This window comes from Phormidium tenue FACHB-1052 (assembly GCF_014696675.1).
Taxonomy (GTDB): Bacteria; Cyanobacteriota; Cyanobacteriia; order Phormidesmidales; family Phormidesmidaceae; genus Nodosilinea; species Nodosilinea tenuis_A.
This window is the reverse complement of sequence record NZ_JACJQN010000016.1, coordinates 1-19,221: the sequence shown is the minus strand read 5'-3', so window position 1 is coordinate 19,221 and position 19,221 is coordinate 1. Positions and strand designations below refer to the sequence as shown.

Annotated in this window: 13 protein-coding genes; 9 read left to right on the top strand and 4 right to left on the bottom strand. The window is 57.4% G+C overall.

Annotation, left to right across the window (positions count from 1 at the left end; all coding sequences use genetic code 11):
• Nucleotides 1-23: 23 nt before the first annotated feature.
• Nucleotides 24-797, bottom strand: a complete 774-nt coding sequence (locus H6G07_RS19755) for a hypothetical protein (RefSeq protein ID WP_171973067.1) — start codon at nt 795-797, stop codon at nt 24-26.
• 699 nt (nt 798-1,496) lie between these two features.
• Nucleotides 1,497-2,483 carry a transcriptional regulator PlmA gene (gene plmA, locus H6G07_RS19750; RefSeq protein WP_073610127.1) on the bottom strand — a complete coding sequence of 329 codons (987 nt, stop codon included), beginning with the start codon at nt 2,481-2,483 and terminating at the stop codon, nt 1,497-1,499.
• A gap of 260 nt (nt 2,484-2,743) precedes the next feature.
• Here plmA and H6G07_RS19745 point away from each other — a divergent pair, with 260 nt between their 5' ends.
• The 5 genes from H6G07_RS19745 (at nt 2,744) to H6G07_RS19725 (ending at nt 9,521) form a co-directional block, all read left to right on the top strand.
• Nucleotides 2,744-3,499 (top strand): dienelactone hydrolase family protein, encoded by a 756-nt coding sequence (locus H6G07_RS19745; protein WP_073610012.1) that lies wholly within the window; start codon nt 2,744-2,746, stop codon nt 3,497-3,499.
• A 586-nt stretch (nt 3,500-4,085) separates the two neighbouring features.
• Complete coding sequence (locus H6G07_RS19740; RefSeq protein ID WP_073610011.1) at nt 4,086-5,321, top strand: S-layer homology domain-containing protein; 1,236 nt, start codon at nt 4,086-4,088, stop codon at nt 5,319-5,321.
• A 263-nt stretch (nt 5,322-5,584) separates the two neighbouring features.
• Entirely contained in the window at nt 5,585-6,913 is a 1,329-nt protein-coding gene (locus H6G07_RS19735; RefSeq protein ID WP_073610126.1) for a RuBisCO small subunit-like domain-containing protein, read from the top strand.
• Nucleotides 6,914-7,039: 126 nt separating this feature from the next.
• Entirely contained in the window at nt 7,040-8,497 is a 1,458-nt protein-coding gene (locus tag H6G07_RS19730; protein ID WP_073610125.1) for an ATPase domain-containing protein, read from the top strand.
• Nucleotides 8,487-9,521 carry a diguanylate cyclase gene (locus tag H6G07_RS19725; RefSeq protein ID WP_084173408.1) on the top strand — a complete coding sequence of 345 codons (1,035 nt, stop codon included), beginning with the start codon at nt 8,487-8,489 and terminating at the stop codon, nt 9,519-9,521. Before H6G07_RS19730 ends, H6G07_RS19725 begins: the two co-directional genes overlap by 11 nt.
• Here H6G07_RS19725 and uraH read toward each other — a convergent pair.
• Complete coding sequence (uraH, locus tag H6G07_RS19720) at nt 9,518-9,877, bottom strand: hydroxyisourate hydrolase (protein ID WP_073610009.1); 360 nt, start codon at nt 9,875-9,877, stop codon at nt 9,518-9,520. The two genes, H6G07_RS19725 and uraH, sit on opposite strands and share 4 nt — an antisense overlap.
• A gap of 239 nt (nt 9,878-10,116) precedes the next feature.
• Between uraH and H6G07_RS19715 the strand changes: the two genes are divergently transcribed.
• The 3 genes from H6G07_RS19715 to H6G07_RS19705 all read left to right on the top strand — a co-directional run bounded on the left by H6G07_RS19715 (nt 10,117) and on the right by H6G07_RS19705 (nt 14,975).
• Nucleotides 10,117-10,668: a Rieske 2Fe-2S domain-containing protein gene (locus H6G07_RS19715; protein ID WP_073610008.1), complete on the top strand. Its 552-nt coding sequence runs from the start codon at nt 10,117-10,119 to the stop codon at nt 10,666-10,668.
• Between the two features lie 100 nt (nt 10,669-10,768).
• Nucleotides 10,769-14,428, top strand: coding sequence for a methionine synthase (gene metH, locus H6G07_RS19710; protein ID WP_073610007.1), 3,660 nt, complete (start codon nt 10,769-10,771; stop codon nt 14,426-14,428).
• Nucleotides 14,429-14,513: 85 nt separating this feature from the next.
• Nucleotides 14,514-14,975 (top strand): DUF29 domain-containing protein, encoded by a 462-nt coding sequence (locus tag H6G07_RS19705; protein ID WP_073610006.1) that lies wholly within the window; start codon nt 14,514-14,516, stop codon nt 14,973-14,975.
• 10 nt (nt 14,976-14,985) lie between these two features.
• Here H6G07_RS19705 and ttcA read toward each other — a convergent pair whose 3' ends face one another.
• Nucleotides 14,986-15,912, bottom strand: a complete 927-nt coding sequence (gene ttcA / locus H6G07_RS19700; protein WP_073610005.1) for a tRNA 2-thiocytidine(32) synthetase TtcA — start codon at nt 15,910-15,912, stop codon at nt 14,986-14,988.
• Nucleotides 15,913-16,407: 495 nt separating this feature from the next.
• Here ttcA and H6G07_RS19695 point away from each other — a divergent pair, with 495 nt between their 5' ends.
• Entirely contained in the window at nt 16,408-19,011 is a 2,604-nt protein-coding gene (locus tag H6G07_RS19695; protein WP_073610004.1) for a DUF8508 domain-containing protein, read from the top strand.
• Nucleotides 19,012-19,221 lie beyond the last annotated feature (210 nt).

Sequence of the window (19,221 nt, the reverse complement as noted above, 5' to 3'; positions counted from 1 at the left end):
ATCGTAGCATCACAGTATCAAGGCTAGTCAGGAATAGCCGAGGAGTAAACGGCGGTCGCAATCAGAACCGGCCTTTCGCTATAGTCTGCCTCCAGTTGCTCCTGCACCCCAGCATCCCAGGTCAAGTCGTAATCGCGCTCCAGTTCGCTCACGACAAAGGGACGCAGCACACCGGTCACGGCAACCTGCTCATCGTCAGTAATGGTAGGCGGCACCGCCTCCGATGCCGATGTGCCTGCTTTGGGCTGGGCATAGATCACCAACAGATCTTCTGCCCCTAACAGCCGATCTTCATCCAGGGTAAAGGTGCCTTCACTTTGAATCTCTCCCACCTCACCAGTTACAGCTAGGGTCTCACCATAGTACTGCTCAGGATTTGCAGAGATTTCGCCCGGCTCTGGGGCCAGCGCGATCGACTGAGCAATGATCACCGCCTGATCCTCGTACTCTTCGTAGAGGTTGGGGTCAAGGGTTAGATCAAACTCTTGATCGACTTCTGAAATCAAGAAATTCCGAACTTCTCCAGTCACCTGCACTTCTACACCGTCTTCTGGCAGCAGCAGGGGTTCGCCCGAAGCATTGATGACTAGAATGGGCTCGCTGCCAAAGAACTGTTCATCGTTGACGGTGAAGGAATTGTCGCCTACTTTCTCAACTGGTTCACTTCTGATAGTGACGACTTGACCAATATAACTTTCGGTATCTTCAGCAACTTCCTCGGTTTGCACATTCGTCGAACCGTCGGAGGTTTCCCGCTCAGGTGCGCTCTCGCCACAGGCACCTACCAACACGGTCATCAACCCAAGGGCGAAAACGCTGCGACAAAATCTTTGGGTTCTAATGTTAAAAATGTTGCCCGACAACTGTTTGTTATCGTCACTGGTCTGCTTTCTACTAGATTGAGACATATTCATAAACTCCAAATTCGATATGACTATTACTACAAACTGCTAAGGGAGAGCATTGCTGTGGATGCCCCTGAGAATATAGGCTCTCGACTCAGACAGTGCAGTGTCAGTAGTTAATGCTTGCTCTCATCTGGTCTTTTCTGTTCAAGCCTATTTTGGTCACGTCTTAAGTTTTAGTCTGCTACCAAAATACGGATAGAAGGCTCTATCTATTGATAGAAAATAGTGTTTTTGAAGGAAACTTGCCGTCCCATCTGCCGAGTTGACATGCCCGACTGTACTTTTCTCATGCTTAATAGATTAGGGAAATCGGCACGTTCTACGACATGATAGTTGGCCTGCTAAATCAGCCTTAGCAGCTCAATATTCTTGAAAGTTAATGTTTTTTGAGCTAAGTTTTGTGAATCTTGAATTTGTGAATCTTTAAAAAGCAACGCAGAGTTTTAGTTAAGCCATTAGGCGTAACCTTTCTACACATCCACTTTCTTTTAGGCAAAGAAATTACGCCAGACCCGTTGCTGAGTTGGGGCAGATGACCTGTGGCAACGCCCCATCGGCAAAACATCTACGGCCTTGCTCAAGCTCCCATCAGTCTAGCCCCAGCTCGCGCTTGAGCAGGTTGATCGACTTTTCGCCGATGTAGTTGTCACAGACAATCAGCTTGGGCGGGCGAATCAGGTCTTCGCGGGCTTCGGCGATCGCCTCTTTGACCGTGGGCAAGCTGGCCTCGTCAAACACCACAATGGTCTGAGCGCTGTGGATCACGGCGTTGAGCTTGTAGGGGTCATCGGTTTGGGCCGACATCAGCAAAATTTCGTCGCCCCGCAGGCTGTAGCTAATCACCTCCGCCGCTCGCAAAATGCCGGTGCTGACGCTGACCATACCCAGACAGGTGCCCTTGGGCAGATCTTTGAGCAGACCTAGCTCTTTTTTGTAGTCGTAGATATCGACGGGGATGACGCGCACTGATTTGGGGGCCGCGATCGCCTCGGCTTCACTAATGAAGTAGCGGCTGGTCACCACCGTGCCCGAGCGGGTCTGGGCCAAAATCGTGTCGAGTTCTTCCAGCGGCACCAGCTGCACCGGAATGTGCAGAGCGCTCTCTAGCTCGCGCACCATTAGCTGCCCCGCCCCGATGTCTTGACCAGGGGCCGTCACCAGCACCCGAGCACTACAACGCAGCCGCCAGTCAATCTCAGCCAAAAATAATTCTCGCGCCTGGTTGAGCGAGCAGCCCTGGCGCAGCAGCTCGTCGAGGCCCGTCTCGACCACGTCGCGGGCCTGGGGAAACTCAGCCCACAGCACGGTCTGGGGGCGGGCGCTGTCGGTGCTGTTTTGCTCGCGCACGTAGATGCCAGAGCCGGGCATGGCCTCGACCACCCCAGCATCTTCGAGCTGGCGGTAGACCTTGCTGATGGTGTTGCGGTGCAGCCCCGTCTGCATGGCTAGCTGCCGGGTGCTGGGCAGCCGATAGCCGGGTGGGTACTGCCGAGAGGCGATCGCGAACCAGATCTGGTCGTAGAGCTGGGTCGACGCCGGAATCTCGCTATCGGGCTGAATGTGAAACTGCACCACCAAACCACCTCCAGGCTGTTGTCAGACAAACCATCATGCCCATTCTGAGATCAAACCCGTAAGGTCAGACCAACATCAGGGCCACTGAGAACTAAATACACCGCCCGTACTGACAATTTAGGACGATTCTAAAAAAGTGGCTGGTTTTTGTTAGCGACCCCCGTCTGCCGCAATGTTTTTTGACAATTGTAGCCCTCTCTACCTAGAGCTAGGGCCAAGGTTAAAGTGAGAGTGATCAGTCTAGACAACGTCAACTCGCCATGCCGTCCCTAGTGCGTACCGAGACCATCACTATCCCCAGCGGCGACACCGAGATTTTGGCCTACCTGGCCGAGCCCTCTAATCCGGGCCGGTTCGGGGCCATTGTGGTGATTCAAGAGGTGTTTGGGGTCAACAGCCACATCCGTGAGGTGACCGAACGGCTGGCCAGGGCGGGCTACGTGGCGATCGCCCCCCACATCTACCACCGCCAGGCCCTTGGCTTTGAGGTGGGCTATAGCCAAGCGGAGCTAGAGCTGGGCCGCAGCTATAAGCAGGGCACGAGGGCAGAAGAATTGCTGGCGGATGTGCAGGGGGCGATCGCCCACCTCTACAGCAAAGCTAACGTCATTGCTGAAGGGGTCGGCTGCATCGGCTTTTGTTTTGGTGGCCATGTTGCCTACTTAGCCGCCACCCTACCCGACGTTAAAGCCACCGCATCTTTCTATGGGGCGGGCATTGCCACCATGACTCCCGGTGGCGGTGAACCTACCCTCAGCCGCACCGCCGAGATCAAAGGCACCCTCTACAGCTTCTTTGGCGTAAACGATCCCTTAATTGCGGCTGACGAGGTCGATCACATCGAAGCAGCTTTGAAAAACCATGGCGTGCCCCACCAAATCTTTCGCTACCCCGGTGCCGAGCACGGCTTTTTCTGCGATCAGCGCTATAGCTACCACCCCGAAGCCGCCAGTGATGCCTGGCAGCAGGTGCTGACGTTGTTTGAGACTACCCTGCCCGCCGCACCCCCCAGCTAGCCAGCTCGGCGGGCAGCCGCTGGGGTTGCGAACGACTCCCAAGCTCCGTCCTTGATCAGAGGGCGTTGAACACCCTGCCTTATGCTCTTGCAACTAGCCTCCTGCGACCTCTCCAGACAAAATTTAGACCTAAATCAAATCGATTAAATAGCCGGAACTTTTTGCAAAGACTATGAGTCAGTTGGCGATCGCTCACTTGCACCCAGGCAATTGCAGTAGCAAAAAAGTTTCTAATGTGACAGTTGAAATAGCGGAAAGTCTGCTCGTCACATTGTCAAAAGCAGCTTTAGATTAAGGAAAGCGAGACACAATTATCGATTCGCCTTTAAATCAAGAGTCACCAAGGTTATGCAGTCATCCTATTCCTATAGAAAAGCTTACTTTGGCTGACTTCTCTACTTATTAAAGGGCAAAAAGCAATTCTTGAAGCCAGATAGACAGAGTGAAAACGACGGGCAAATGCTCTGTTTACCACGAAGAGAGATGCACAAAAGCATCTTGAGTCGAATCTGCTGAGATGAATTTGCCAAGGCGAATTTGCTAAAGCCGTGTCCGCCCGTTGGTTGTCTTTGGAGTTTTTTCAAATATGTCTAATTCTCTTCGTCTAAAGTCTGGAACTGCTCTGATGTTGGCCCTGGGGTTGACCGTCGGTGCCTTTACGCCAGTGCTTACAGCCGCTCCGGTGGTTGCTCAAACCCAAACCCAAACCCAGTTTGTCGATGTGTCTGCTAACCACTGGGCGCGTGAGTTCATTACCAGTTTGGCGGGCCGGGGCGTGATCGCTGGTTTTCCAGATGGCACCTTCCGTCCCGATGAGCCGGTGACCCGCGCTCAGTATGCCGCCATGGTGCGTCAGGCGTTCAGCCAGTCCTCCGTGCGCACCGCGACCACCTTTGTCGATGTGCCAGCCAACTATTGGGCGGCGGCAGCCATTCGTGAGGCCGACATGATGGGCTTTCTGTCGGGCTATCCCGGCAATATCTTCCAGCCCGACCAAAACATTCCTCGGGCTCAAGTGCTGGTTTCTCTCGCCAATGGGTTGAACTACACCGCCAGCAGCCAGTCCAGCGTTAGCGTCTATCAAGATGCCTCATCCATTCCTGACTATGCGGTGGCCAGCCTAGCTGCTGCTACAGAGCGGCGGCTGGTAGTGAACTACCCCAATGTGCAGGTTTTAAGACCTAACCAAACGGCGACGCGGGCCGATGTGGCGGCCTTTATCTACCAAGCTCTGGCCAGCCAAAACCAGGTGGCCACGGTCAACTCTCCCTACATTGTGGGGCAGCAGGTCGCGGCTCAAGCTAGCCTACCGGCGGGCACCACCCTGACCATGAGCTACGCCGAGAGCGAAAAAATCGTCGTCCTCCCTGATGAAACCTCTGCTCTGACCCTGACGGTGGCCCAGGCCATCACCGATAGCACCGGGCGCGTCTTGGTGCCAGCGGGCAGTCAGGTGGTGGGCGAACTGCGCCCCAGCGGCAGCGGCTCGCAGTTTGTGGCCCAGGAACTGGTGCTCACTGGGGGGCAGCGGGTAGCGATCAGCGCCACGTCGCAGACCGTGACCACGACAGAAACCATCCGTCGGGGAGCTACCTTGGGTGAGACCCTGGCTGGCGCGGTGCTGGGCTCAGGTGCAGCGGCGGCGATCTCTCGCACCACTGGCGACCAAAGCGTTGGTGCCCTAGAAGTTTTAGCCGGAACCGCCACCGGAGCTACCCTGGCCCGCCTATTTGGTCGTGACCGGGTGGAGGTGATTGCCATCAATCCCAGCCAAGACCTTAACTTGACCCTCAACCAACCCCTGGTGCTGTCGGCCCGGTAATTGGCTCGGTCACGGCGTCTAACTCGGTGGCTGCCCTGTAGCTAAACAACCCCTCAGTTCTCAAGCGAGAACTGAGGGGTTTGCCTTGGCAGGCTGACCCATAGCGATCGCTTATTGCAGTCTTCAGCCTTTTGAACCATTCGCGGCACCACGCTGCGGGATAATGTAAACGCGGATACTTCTAAATTTTCTGGGAGGTGCAGGGGCAAATCGCTCCGCACCTCCCAGACCTATATCCCCGCTACCCCACCGCGTTTAACCCCATGGCCTACTATCTCTCCCCCCGCTTTCTCGAAAAGCTGGCGGTGCACATCACCAAAAACTACCTCAAGCTGCCTCAGGTCAAAATTCCGCTGCTGCTAGGGGTGCATGGCCGCAAGGGGGAGGGCAAAACCTTCCAGTGCGAGCTGGTGTATGAGCGCATGGGCATTGAGGTGGTGCATATCTCGGGCGGTGAGCTAGAGAGCCCCGACGCGGGCGACCCGGCCCGGCTGATTCGCCTGCGCTACCGCGAGGCCGCCGAGCTGGTGCGGGTGCGAGGCAAGATGGCGGTGCTGATGATCAACGACATCGATGCTGGGGCGGGCCGCTTTGACGCGCTGACGCAGTACACCGTCAACACCCAGCTAGTCAACAACACCCTGATGAACATTGCCGACAACCCCACCAATGTTCAGCTTCCCGGCAGCTACGACGAAAATGAGATTCAGCGGGTGCCGATTATTATGACCGGCAATGACCTCTCGACCCTCTACGCGCCGCTGATTCGCGACGGGCGCATGGACAAATTTTATTGGCAGCCCGATCGCGACGATCGCATCGGCATTGTCGGCGGCATCTTTAAACCCGATGGCCTCTCCTCCCAAGACATCACCCTGCTGGTGGATACCTTCCCCACCCAGGCGATCGACTTTTTTGGGGCGGTGCGCGCCCAGATCTACAACGAGCAGATCCGCGACTTTATCTATTCGGTGGGGCTTGAGAATGTCTCCCGCAGCGTGGTCAACACCACCACGCCGCCCAGCTTCCGCAAGCCCGACTTTAGCATCTCGCATTTGCTTGAGGTGGGCGATCGCCTGGTGCGCGAACAGCGCCGGGTCGATGACATGCGCCTCGCCAACGAATACAACCGCGTTTTGCAGTCAGGTGGTGCGTCCTCAGCCCCCGATGGCAGCTTTTACCGCGCCTACGACCCCGCCGCTGCCGCCCCTGACCCCGCCAGCCCCAGCGGCAACGGTGACTCGCCCCAGTGCCCCATGCCCACCGCCCGCGAAACCACCTACTCCCCCAGCCCCCCGCCCCCTCACTCCCCCACCCCCCACTCCTCCCTCCCCCCCGAGGTGCGCGACCAGGTCAACCACATCCTGGCCCAGGGCTATCGTCTGGCTCTAGAGCATGTCAATCAGCGGCGGTTTCAAACCAACGCCTGGCAGAGCGGCCCCACCATTTCCGCCCAGGATGCTGCGACCGCCAGCGCGGTAGTGGCACGCTGTCTGAGCGACCATGCCCAAGACTACGTGCGGCTGATTGGCATTGACCCAAAAACCAAACAGCGGGTGATGGAGCAGATCATTCAGCGGCCCCAACGCTAACGGTTTTTCTCAACCGTGCTGCGCCAGGCCAATTTGGTGGCAGGATAAAAAGCTAGGCGACTCTCTGATGGTGCTGGCGGAGGATTGCTGCGCGTTTGCATTAACTTTGAGAGCAGTTTGGCCAAGATGTCAAAATATGATCGAATTTCTTCGGGAATTGAAGGGCTAGATGAGGTTTTAGAAGGCGGCTTTCCAGCCGGGCAGGCCTATTTGGCCAGGGGCGGGCCGGGCTGCGGTAAAACGACCCTGGGGTGGCACTTTCTCACCACCAACCTAGACGACGGCACCCCGCGCCTTTTCATCAGCCTGGGCGAATCGATGGAACAGCTGCGGCGCAACGGGGCGGCGTCGGGCTTTCCGGTGGATGCGGTGCAGGTCTTAGATCTGAGTCCCAATGCCGACTTTTTTGTGCAGAACCAGGGCTACGACATTTTTGCGGCGGCCCAGGTTGAGCAGGGGCCGCTGACCGAGCGCATCGTCGAGCAGGTCAGCGCCCTCAAGCCCCAGCGGGTATTCATCGACTCAATGACCCAGCTACGCTACCTGGCCACCGACGCCTACCAGTTTCGCCAGCAGGTGGTGGGGTTTTTGCGCTTTTTGCTGCACCAGGGGGCGACGGTGCTGTTTACCTCGGAGGGCAGTCAGGAGGCTCCCGATGAGGATTTGCAGTTCATTAGCGACGGCATTCTCACGCTGCAAATGCAGGATGAGGGCCGCTATGTGCAGGTGTCTAAACTGCGGGGCGGCACGTTTCGCAAAGGGCTGCACTCGATGCGGATCGGCGATCGCGGTCTGGTGGTCTTTCCTCATCTGGTGGCCGCTGAAAATCCGGTGGCCTCAGCCGCGCCGCGCCTCTGCCCGGCGGGCATTCCGGAAATTGACGAGCTGCTCAGCGGCGGCATTGAAACCGGCACGGTGACAATTATCTCTGGCCCCAGCGGCGTGGGCAAAACCACCCTGGGGCTGCAATTTATCAAAGAGGCGGCGGGGCGGGGCGATCGCTCGGTGGTCTACCTGTTTGAGGAGGCGGTCGATACCCTGCTCAACCGCTGCGAGGGCATCAACATTCCGGTGCGGGCGATGGTCAACCGGGGCACTTTGGCGATCTTTAAAGTTGACCCGCTGCTCTACTCCCCCGACGAGTTTGCCCACCAGGTGCGCCTCGAAGTTGAACAGGCCGGTACCCAGCTAATCATGATCGACAGCGTGCTGGGCTATAAGCTGTCGTTTAAAGAAGACGACCTGATTCGCAATATTCACGGCCTCTGCCAGTACCTCAAGGGGCGCGGGGTGACCACCATTCTCACCAACGAAGTTGAGTCAATTACCGGCGACTTTAAGGCGACGGAGCTGGGCGTGTCCTACCTGGCCGACAACATTATTTTTCTGCGCTACCTCGAAATGCGGGGCCAAATGCGGCGAGCGATCGGCGTTTTAAAGAAACGCCTCAGCGATTTTGAGAAGACTTTACGGGAGTTTGAAATTTCTCGCTACGGTATCAAGGTGGGTCGGCCACTGACTCAGCTGCGGGGCATCTTAAGCGGAGTTCCTGAATTCATTAAGTCCCACGAAAATGAGCCATGATGTTTCACCGCCCTGCGCTGGTTCTCTCCCAGATTCTGACCATCAATGGCAATATCGCGTGCTGCTGGGAGTAGACCATCAGCAAAATCGCCAGCTTTTGTCAGCGCTGTTGAGTCGGTTTTATAGCCTGCAAGATCTGTCGGCGACAGCGCTGAAGTGGGGCCAAGCGTTTGACCTGTGTATTTTTGATACCGCGTTTTTGGGGCGCTGTGGGGAGCACATTGCCCAGCAGCGGGCGGCGGCTAATCCGGTGTTTTTGCCCTTTTTGCTGCTGCTCAAGCGCCCTCACCTGCCCCTGATGACGGCACCCCAGCGCCAGCAGGTGGACGATGTGATTACCATGCCCGTTGACCAGACCGAGCTGCTGCTGCGGGTGGAGTCGCTGCTGCGCGCCCGCCAGCAGGCGCTTAAGCTGAGTGCCCTGCTGGCCCAGGAGCGGTTGCTTGAGCAGCAGCTGGCGGCCGACAACCAAATCCTTCAGCAGCTAGCGGTTCAAGATAGTCTGACCGGCATTCCCAACCGGCGTGCCTTTGACGATAAGCTGGCCTACGAGTGGAAGCTTTGCCGCCGCGAACAAACTCCGCTAGCGGTGGTGCTCTGCGATGTCGATTACTTCAAGCCCTATAACGACACCTGCGGCCATATCTCAGGGGATCGGTGTTTGCGAGCGATCGCAGCCGTGCTCGACACCGTGATTCGGCGACCAGCCGATCTGGCCGCTCGCTACGGCGGCGAAGAGTTTGCCCTGATTTTGCCGAAAACCGATTTAGAAGGAGCGCTGCACCTGTTGAACCGCTTGCGCAGCACCCTGCGAGCCCGCGCCATTGCTCACCCAAAGTCGCCGGTGAGTCCCTACGTCAGCTTGAGTTTTGGCGTAGCTGCGGCTGTGCCCGATCAGCAATTACAGACTGAAGATCTGCTGCGGGCTGCCGATGCGGCCCTCTACCAGGCCAAAGCCGAAGGCCGCGATCGCATCGTTGTGGCCTCTACCCTCACCGAGGCGTCTCCGCGACAGGCGACCTAGCTGCCCCGGTAGGTGCTGTAGGACCAGGGCGACACCAGCAGCGGCACGTGAAAATTGCCGCTAGGATCGGCGATCGTGAATCGAACGGGTATTTGGTCTAAAAATGGCGGTTCAGAAAGCGCTGCACTCGTTTTGGCAAAATAGGCCGCCACGTCAAAGGTGATTTCGTAGGTGCCTTTATGCAGCTCGTCACCCTCTAGCAGCGGCTCGTCGGTGCGGCCATCGCTGTTGGTTTCAACGGTTTTGAGCGCCGTTTTGATGTCGGCTTCATTGTTAATGGCCCAGACTGTGAGCCGCAGCGAGGCGGCGGGCTTACCCAGGGCTGTGTCAAGAACGTGGGTGGAGAGTCTGCCCATTGTGGTGATCAATCATGCCAGATAACTACAGACAAAGCATATAGTAAGAAACCCTCGGCTGGGGGTGTAACCCAAATTATTCGCCATGCTGTGCCCAGACAACATTAATCTGTCTTTTCTGGCCACACACAATCTTGCCCCATCCTTGGCTGAGAGGAGAATTGTTCGTTAGCCTGGCTCTAGATGAATAGATTGGCTCTCAGGATTTCTACGGCTATTTGATAGGCGATTTAGACAATATGACCCATTCCTCAAATTCCCAGTCCAAGCCCAGCCACCCTAGTCGGCGGAGTCTGCTTAGGTATATGGCTGGGGGCAGTCTAGGGGCGATCGCTATGGTTTTCTCACGGCCCCAGCCAGCGGCGGCCCAAGACCTTGAAGAGCTGTGCTCAACATTTCCGCAAAATTCTCGCTGCCTCGACTATTTGCCGGGGGTGCAGGCGCTGGATGCAGCGGGTGAGGCGATCGCCGTTGATGCCTTCTTACCCACTACTACGCCTGGAATTCCCCAGCCGGTGCAGGGATTGCCCAACGTGACCTATCTGGTGATTCAGGAGGGGCCTGCGATCGCCCCCTATGGCCTGCGCCCCGTCTGCCCCCATCGGGGCTGCGCTGTGATCTGGCAGGCCGACCAAAACCGCTTTGCCTGTCCCTGTCACGGCTCTAAGTTTGACGCCCAAGGGCGCGTATTGCGAGGGCCAGCCCGCAAACCGCTGCCGCTGGTCACCGTGGTCGAGCGACAAAACCAGATTCGCCTGGTCGATCGAGCCCCCTCAATCGATCCGCGCTAGGGAATCCGCTGTGGTTCTGGGAAGCTAGCTTTCGGATGCGTTCTTTGGGGGCAATGGTTGATAATAGGTGATCTCTGTCGCAATCCCCCTCTAACGCCCCATGTCTAGCGCCTTTCTCGATCGCCTCCACAGCTCCGATCGCCCCGTCATGGTCTTCGATGGCGCGATGGGTACCAACCTCCAGGTGCAAAACCTGACGGCGGAAGACTTCGGCGGCCCCGAGTACGAAGGCTGCAATGAATACCTGGTGTTCACCAACCCTAAGGCTGTGGAGACCGTCCACCGAGGATTCCTCGAAGCCGGGGCCGACGTGATTGAAACCGACACCTTCGGCGGCACTGCGATCGTGCTGGCCGAGTATGACCTGGCTGACAGAGCCTACGAACTCAACAAAACTGCTGCCGTCCTGGCCCGCCGCGTTGCAGATGAATACTCCACCCCTGACAAACCCCGCTTCGTCGCCGGTTCTATGGGGCCAGGGACTAAACTTCCTACCCTCGGCCATATCGACTTCGACACCCTCAAAGATTCCTACGTCGATCAGGCAAAAGGACTAATCGACGGCGGTGTAGACCTGATGCTGGTCGAAACCTGCCAGGACGTGCTGCAAATCAAAGCCGCCCTCAACGGCATTGAAGAAGCCTTTGTCGCCACCGGCACCCGCCTGCCTCTAATGGTCTCCGTCACCATGGAGCAGCAGGGCACCATGCTCGTCGGCACCGAAATGGCGGCGGCCCTGGCAATCCTCGAACCCTACCCGATCGACATTCTGGGCCTCAACTGCGCCACCGGCCCCGACCTGATGAAAGACCACGTGCGCCACCTGGCCGAACAGTCGCCCTTTGTGATCTCCTGCATCCCCAACGCGGGCCTACCCGAGAATGTCGGCGGCAATGCCGTCTACCGCCTCACCCCGATGGAGCTGCGGATGTCGCTGATGCACTTCATCGAAGACCTCGGCGTGCAGGTAATCGGCGGCTGCTGCGGCACCCGGCCTGAGCACATTGCCCAACTGGCAGAGCTGGCGAAGGATTTGCGGCCTAAGCAGAGACCTGTGCGGTCAATTCAAAATTCAAAACTCAAAATTCAAAATTCAGACCCGCGCCCCGCGCTCAATTACACCCCCTCTGCCGCCTCCATCTACAGCCCCCAGCCCTACGAGCAGGACAACTCATTTTTGATTGTGGGCGAACGCCTCAACGCCAGCGGATCTAAAAAATGCCGCGAGATGCTGAATGCGGAGGATTGGGATGGGCTGGTGGCCTTGGCTAGGGAGCAGGTTAAAGAGGGTGCCCACGTCCTGGACGTGAACGTGGACTATGTGGGTCGCGACGGTGAGCGCGACATGCATGAGCTGGTGTCGCGGCTGGTCACCAACGTCACCCTGCCGCTGATGCTCGACTCCACCGAGTGGCAGAAAATGGAGGCGGGCCTCAAGGTGGCTGGGGGCAAATGCATTCTCAACTCCACCAACTATGAAGACGGTGACGAGCGCTTCTTTAAAGTGCTAGAGCTGGCGAAGAAGTACGGCGCTGGTATTGTCGTCGGCACCATTGACGAAGACGGCATGGCCCGCAGTGCCGAGAAGAAGTTTCAAATTGCCCAACGGGCCTACCGCGATGCGTTGGAGTATGGCCTTCCCGCCCACGAAATTTTCTTCGATACGCTGGCTCTGCCGATCTCGACCGGTATTGAAGAAGACCGGGTCAACGGGCGCGAAACCCTTGAATCCATTCGACTAATTCGTGAAAACCTGCCCGGCAGCCACATCATGCTGGGGGTGTCGAATGTCTCCTTTGGCCTCAGCCCGGTGGCCCGCGTCACTCTCAACTCGGTGTTTCTCCACGAGGCGATGCAAGTGGGGCTGGATGGGGCGATCGTCAGCGCCGCCAAAATCCTTCCTCTAGCGAAGATTGACTCCGACCACCAAAAAGTGTGCCGCGACCTGATCTACGATCGCCGCGAATTCGACGGCGACATTGTCTCCTATGACCCGCTGACCAAGCTCACCACCCTGTTTGAGGGCAAGAGCCTGAAGAAAAAGGAGGCGATCGCCAAAGACCTGCCCATTGACGAGCAGCTCAAGCAGCACATCATCGACGGCGAGCGCATCGGCCTCGACGACGCCCTGGCCAAGGCGCTAGAAACCTACCCGCCGCTGGAAATCATCAACACCTTTTTGCTCGACGGCATGAAGGTAGTGGGCGAACTGTTTGGCTCCGGGCAAATGCAGCTGCCCTTTGTGCTGCAATCGGCCCAGACCATGAAAGCCGCTGTGGCCTACCTCGAACCCTACATGGAAAAAGCCGACAGCGACGGCTCCGGCAAAGGCACCTTCATCATCGCCACGGTCAAGGGCGACGTGCATGACATCGGCAAAAACCTGGTCGATATCATCCTGTCGAACAACGGCTACAAGGTGGTCAACCTGGGCATTAAACAGCCCGTCGAGGCGATCATCCAGGCCTACCGAGAGCACAACGCCGACTGCATCGCCATGAGCGGCCTGCTGGTCAAATCGACCGCCTTCATGAAAGACAACCTGGAGACCTTTAACCAGGAGGGCATCACCGTTCCTGTCATCCTCGGCGGCGCGGCGCTGACGCCCAAATTCGTCCACGAAGACTGCCAGAACACCTACAAGGGCAGGGTCGTCTACGGCAAAGACGCCTTCTCTGACCTACACTTTATGGACAAGCTGATGCCCGCCAAGGCAGCAGGGAATTGGGATGACGTGAGCGGGTTTTTGGATGAAGAGGAAGAAATTCAAAATGCAAAATTAGAAATTCAAAATGGAGAGCAGACCCACCTCGACTCCTCCCAGGAGGAAACAGATACCCTGCAAATCCAAAATCCAAAATCCAAAATCCAAAATCCCGAAGACACCACTCGCTCCGAGGCCGTAGACCCCACCATCCCCCGCCCCACCCCGCCCTTTTGGGGTAGTCGGGTGCTCACGCCAGCCGACATCTCCCTGGAAGAGGTGTTTGGCTATCTGGATCGCCAGGCGCTGTTTGTGGGCCAGTGGCAATTTCGCAAATCCCAGGAGCAATCGCGCGAAGCGTACGACGCCTTCCTGCAAGAGACGGTTCACCCGATTCTCGATACCTGGAAAGCGCGTATCCTGGCAGAAAACCTATTGCATCCGGCCATCGTCTACGGCTACTTCCCCTGCCTAGCCGAAGGGAATTCCCTACACATCTATGATCCCAAGATGATGGAGTCACCCACTCACCCAGCCAGCCACCCGGAGCCTGTGGCGACGTTCACCTTCCCTCGCCAAAAATCCCTGCGGCGGCTGTGCATTGCCGACTTCTTTTTGCTTAAGGAGCTGGCGAAGCCGGGTGAGTTTGACGTCTTCCCCATGCAGGCGGTAACGGTGGGCGAAGTGGCTACGGAGTTCGCCCAGAGCCTCTTTAAGGACGATCGATATACCGATTACCTCTACTACTATGGGCTGTCGGTGCAGATAGCGGAGGCTCTAGCGGAGTGGTGCCACGCTCGCATTCGTCAAGAACTGGGCTTTGGCGATTTGGAGCCTGCTACCCTGCGAGAGGTGTTGCAGCAGCGCTACCAGGGGTCGCGCTATAGCTTTGGCTACCCGGCCTGTCCTAACATGGCTGACCAGCCGGTGCAGCTAGAGTTGCTCAAGGCGGAGCAGATTGGCCTGACCATTGATGAGAGCGAGCAACTGCATCCTGAGCAGTCAACGACGGCGATCGTGGCCTACCACCCGGCGGCGAAGTACTTTAGTGCTTAAAGATGGCCGTTAACTATCTCGCTTTCTCCGCATCGTCCTCTGCGCTCTCTTACAATGACAGTGCAGGTTTATTACAACTGTCGCTATGCTGCCTCAAACTGCTGCCCTGGCTGCGATCGCCAATCTCTATGAGCAAGACTATGCTCTGTGGCTCGACACTACGGGCCAGTTGCTTAAAGCGGGTAGACTTGCGGAGGTAGATATTGCCAACTTACTCGAAGAACTAAACGATATGGGGCGTAGCGAAAAACAGGCCTTGACCAGCAACCTAATTGTGGTGCTGATGCATTTGCTCAAGTACACCTACCAGCCTGGACAGCGTTCCAACAGCTGGCGGTTTACCCTCAAAGAGCATCGTCGCCGGTTACAAGAAGCCTTGAGCACTAGCCCTAGCTTGACGCACTATTTTGAGCAGATATTTGCCGACTGCTACCAGGAGGCTCGTGACCTAACCGCCACTGAAACTGGGGTTGGCCTGGAAAATTTTCCGATCGAGAGTCCATTCACCCAGGAGCAGGTGCTCGATCGCAAGTATCTGCCCAAGTAGGCTAAAAGTCTCAGCGTTCTCTCGCCCCAGTGCCAATGGGTAGCGGCAATCCATCGGCGAAGAGCGCCATGGCTGGGTCAAATTCTGCCTCCAAGTTAGTGCCGATCGCATCCCCATCCCCATCGTCAGGCGGAATCATCTGCGCTGACTCTAACCCGCCAAAGTCGAATAGGGTCGGGTCAGCTAGCTGCGACGGATCAACGTTTTGCAGGCTGCGAAACAGGGTTTCGGTGCGGCCCGGCCACTGTTTTTCCCAACTTTGCAGCATTTCCTTTAGCTGGGCGCGTTGTAGATTGGCCTGCGACCCGCACAGCGTGCAGGGAATGATCGGAAACTCGCGGTAGCGGGCGTAGCGGGCAATGTCGGCCTCAGGGCAGTAGGCCAGGGGGCGAATGACGATGTGGCGGCGATCGTCGGTGAGCAGTTTGGGGGGCATGGCCTTGAGCCTGCCGCCGTGAAACATATTCAAAAATAGAGTCTCGATCATGTCATCGCGGTGGTGGCCGAGGGCAATTTTGGTGGCCCCTTCTTCGGCAGCGACCCGGTAGAGAATGCCCCGGCGCAGGCGCGAGCACAGGCTACACATGGTTTTGCCTTCCGGGATCACACGCTTGACGGTGCTGTAGGTATCTTGTTCGACAATGCGGTAGGGCACGCCGATCGCCTCAAAATACTCCGGCAGCACGTCGGCAGGAAAGCCGGGCTGCTTCTGATCGAGAGTCACCGCTAGCAGGTCGAAGTGAATTGGGGCGCTGCGCTGAAGGTGACGCAGAATATCGAGCAGCGTGTGGGAATCTTTGCCGCCGGAGACGCAGACCATGACGCGATCGCCCTCGCCAATCATGCCGTAGTCGGCGATTGCCTGGCCAACGCGCGATCGCAAAAACCCCTGGAGCTTCTTAAAGCTGTTGGAAGTAGGCTGTTTAACTCCGGCCATGGGCCTGCTCTCCTGCGATGCTTGACGTCTAAAATTCCCCACCCTCAAGCGTTCTATTTTAAAGCGCCGAGGGCACCCCCCACCGTCGGTTAGGGGCGATGCGCCAGGCCTTAAGACAAGACCTATATAAAGCTTGTGCAAAGACCCGGTAGCTTAAAGCACTTTTAAACAGCCCTTTACCGACTACCGCTGCCCCTCTGATAGTCTATTTGTGTAAAAACACTGACATTCCAGACCCGCTTAATGACGTTTCTGGGAACAAGTTTTGGAGCCTCAATGCCTGCCTAGAGAATAGCTAGCTGAAACTTTGCTTAGGACGAAGTTCACTGTTGGGCTGACCTGATTCTGCCTTTTACGGGTCAGTCTGTCGCGCTCTGCTGTCTAGAGCGCCCAAGGATTTGGAAGGCATAGAAACCTGCATAAGATCTAAACTCCATATTTTTTGGGGTTAATTTTGTGCGGCTAAAAACTGTTTTTTGGGAGTAATTGGTTCTCATGGCAACTTCAGTTTTTATTAGCGAACTGCATTACGACAATACCGGCACCGACGTCGGCGAATTTATCGAAATCGCGGCCCCCGTGGGCACCGATTTAGCCGGCTACAGCCTAGTGCTCTACAACGGCAATGGCGGCACAGTCTACGGCACCGTTGCCCTTAGCGGTGTGGTGGCCAACCAGAGCGATGGTTGGGGTACAATTGTGGTCGATTTTCCCAGCAACGGCCTTCAGAATGGGGCACCCGACGGGGTGGCCCTAGTCGATGCCGAGGGCACTGTGCTGGAATTCCTCAGCTATGAGGGGGCGTTCAGTGCGGTGGGTGGCCCGGCCAATGGCCTTACCAGTGTTGATATTGGCGTGGCAGAAGATGGCGACACCCCCATTGGCCAATCGTTGCAGCGGATCGACGGGGTCTGGACTGGCCCCCTGACCGCCACCAAAGGAGCGGTCAACAGCCCAAATAACGGCGGCGGTGATGGGGGCGGCGATCTAGAGCCGACAGCAATTTACACCATCCAGGGGGCTGGGCACAGCTCGGCGCTAGTGGGCCAAGCGGTCTCGACCATGGGTATTGTCACCGCCGTGGATACCAACGGTTTTTACCTGCAAGACGCTGTGGGCGACAGCAACATTGCCACCTCCGATGCGATTTTTGTCTTCACCGGCAGCGCCCCCACCGTGGCGGTGGGCCACGAGCTGCAGGTTACGGGCACCGTGTCTGAATTTACCCCTGGCGGTGCGTCTACCCGCAACCTGTCTACCACCCAGCTAGGCGGTAGCCTGACTATTACGACTCTCAGCACCGGCAATGAGCTGCCTGAGGCGGTAGTTTTGGGCCAGGGCGATCGCGTGCCCCCCACCGAAAACATTGACAACGATGACTTCGGCAGCTTTGACCCGGTCACCGACGGCATCGATTTCTTTGAGTCGCTGGAGGGCATGCGGGTGACAGCCCAAGATCTGCGGGTGGTGAATGGCACTAATGGCTTTGGCGAAATCTTTGGGGTGGTGGACAACGGCACCGGGGCTACGGGCTTGAGCGATCGCGGCACCCTCAACCTCAGCCCCGACGACTTTAACCCCGAGCGGGTGCAGGTGCAGTTTGACAGCGGTGTGTTTGACTTTGCCTTCCCCGACGTGAATGTGGGCGACAACCTGGGCGATGTTACTGGTGTCGTCAACTACGACTTCGGCAATTTCCAGATTGTGGCGACGGAAGATTTCACCGACCAAATTCAGCGGGGCGAACTAGCGCCAGAGGTCAGCACCCTGGTGGGGGGCAACGATCAGCTCACCGTGGCCAGCTACAACGTGCTCAACCTCGACCCCAACGATGGCGATGGTGACGCCGACATTGCCAACGGGCAGTTTGCGGCGATCGCCCAGCAGATCGTCAACAACCTCAACACCCCCGACATCCTTGCGCTGCAGGAGGTGCAGGACAACTCGGGCAGTGCCAACGATGGTGTGACGGCGGCGAATGTGACCTTGCAGACTCTGGTGGAGGCGATCGCCGCTGCCGGTGGCCCCACCTACGCTTTTCTTGACAACCCATTCATTCTCAACAACGCCAGCGGTGGCCAGCCGGGAGCCAACATTCGCACCGCCTACCTCTACGACCCCAGCCGAGTTGATTTGGTAGAGGGGTCAGTGGCCACCATTGGCGGGCAGGCCCAGGGCGAAACCTTTGCCGGTGCCCGGCTGCCCCTGGTAGCCGACTTTGAGTTCAACGGCGAAACCGTGACCCTGGTGAACAACCACTTCTCGTCAAAGGGCGGCAGTGCGCCGATTCTCGGCACTGAGCAGCCTTTTGAGGCACTTCAGGAAGACCCCACGGTCAACGGTTCCCTCGACGAGCGCCAGGCTCAGTCGGAAGCAGTGCAGGACTACGTTAGCGGCCTGCTGGGTGGCGACCCCAGCGCCAATGTGGTAGTGCTGGGCGACCTGAACGAGTTTGAGTTTGTTTCTCCGGTGACGGGGCTAGAGAGTGCTGGGTTGACGAATCTGACCAACAGCCTAGACCCCAACGAGCGCTATTCCTACATTTTTCAGGGCAATTCCCAAACGCTCGACCACATTTTGGTCAGCGACAGTCTGGCGGCCACGGCGGAATACGACGCCGTGCATGTCAACGCCGAGTTTGCTGAGGCGCTCCAGGCCAGCGACCACGACCCGGTGCTGGCCCGATTTACCATTGAGGCTCCAAACGTAATCGAGGGCACACCCCAGCGAGATGTGCTGACGGGCAGCAATCGCAGCGATATCTTCCTGGCCAGCGGTGGCCCCGATCTAATTACCACAGGCGGCGGGCGCGATCGCATCGTCTACACCAGCACCGATCAAACTGGGGCCACCATCACTGACTTTGAGGTAGGTACCGATAGGTTGGTGTTTACCGACCTATTGGCCAGCGTGGGCTACACCGGCAGCAACCCGCTAGTCGATGGATTGGTGCAGATTCGCAGCCTGGGCAACAGCGATCGCACCCAGCTTTCGCTAGAGCTGGAGGGCGTGGTCAGGCGCAACCAGTTTACCAACTTCGTCACCTTCCAGGGAGTCGATGCGGCTGAGTTAGGTAACGCCGAGAACTTCGTGTTCTAGCGCTTACAAACCGGGTTTCTAGGGCATGGTCAAAGCCATCAAAAGTCAGCCTTAGAAACCCGGTTTCTCTCTTGCTCAAAGCCTCAGGTTTCTGAAAAAACCGTCTGTTCACGACTTGGAAGGTTAGCCTGAAGGGCTACTTCGGGGCAGAGTTATCGAGTCTAAGCAGGCATCAGCACCTCCAGGACCTCAGCCACAGATTGCCCCTGG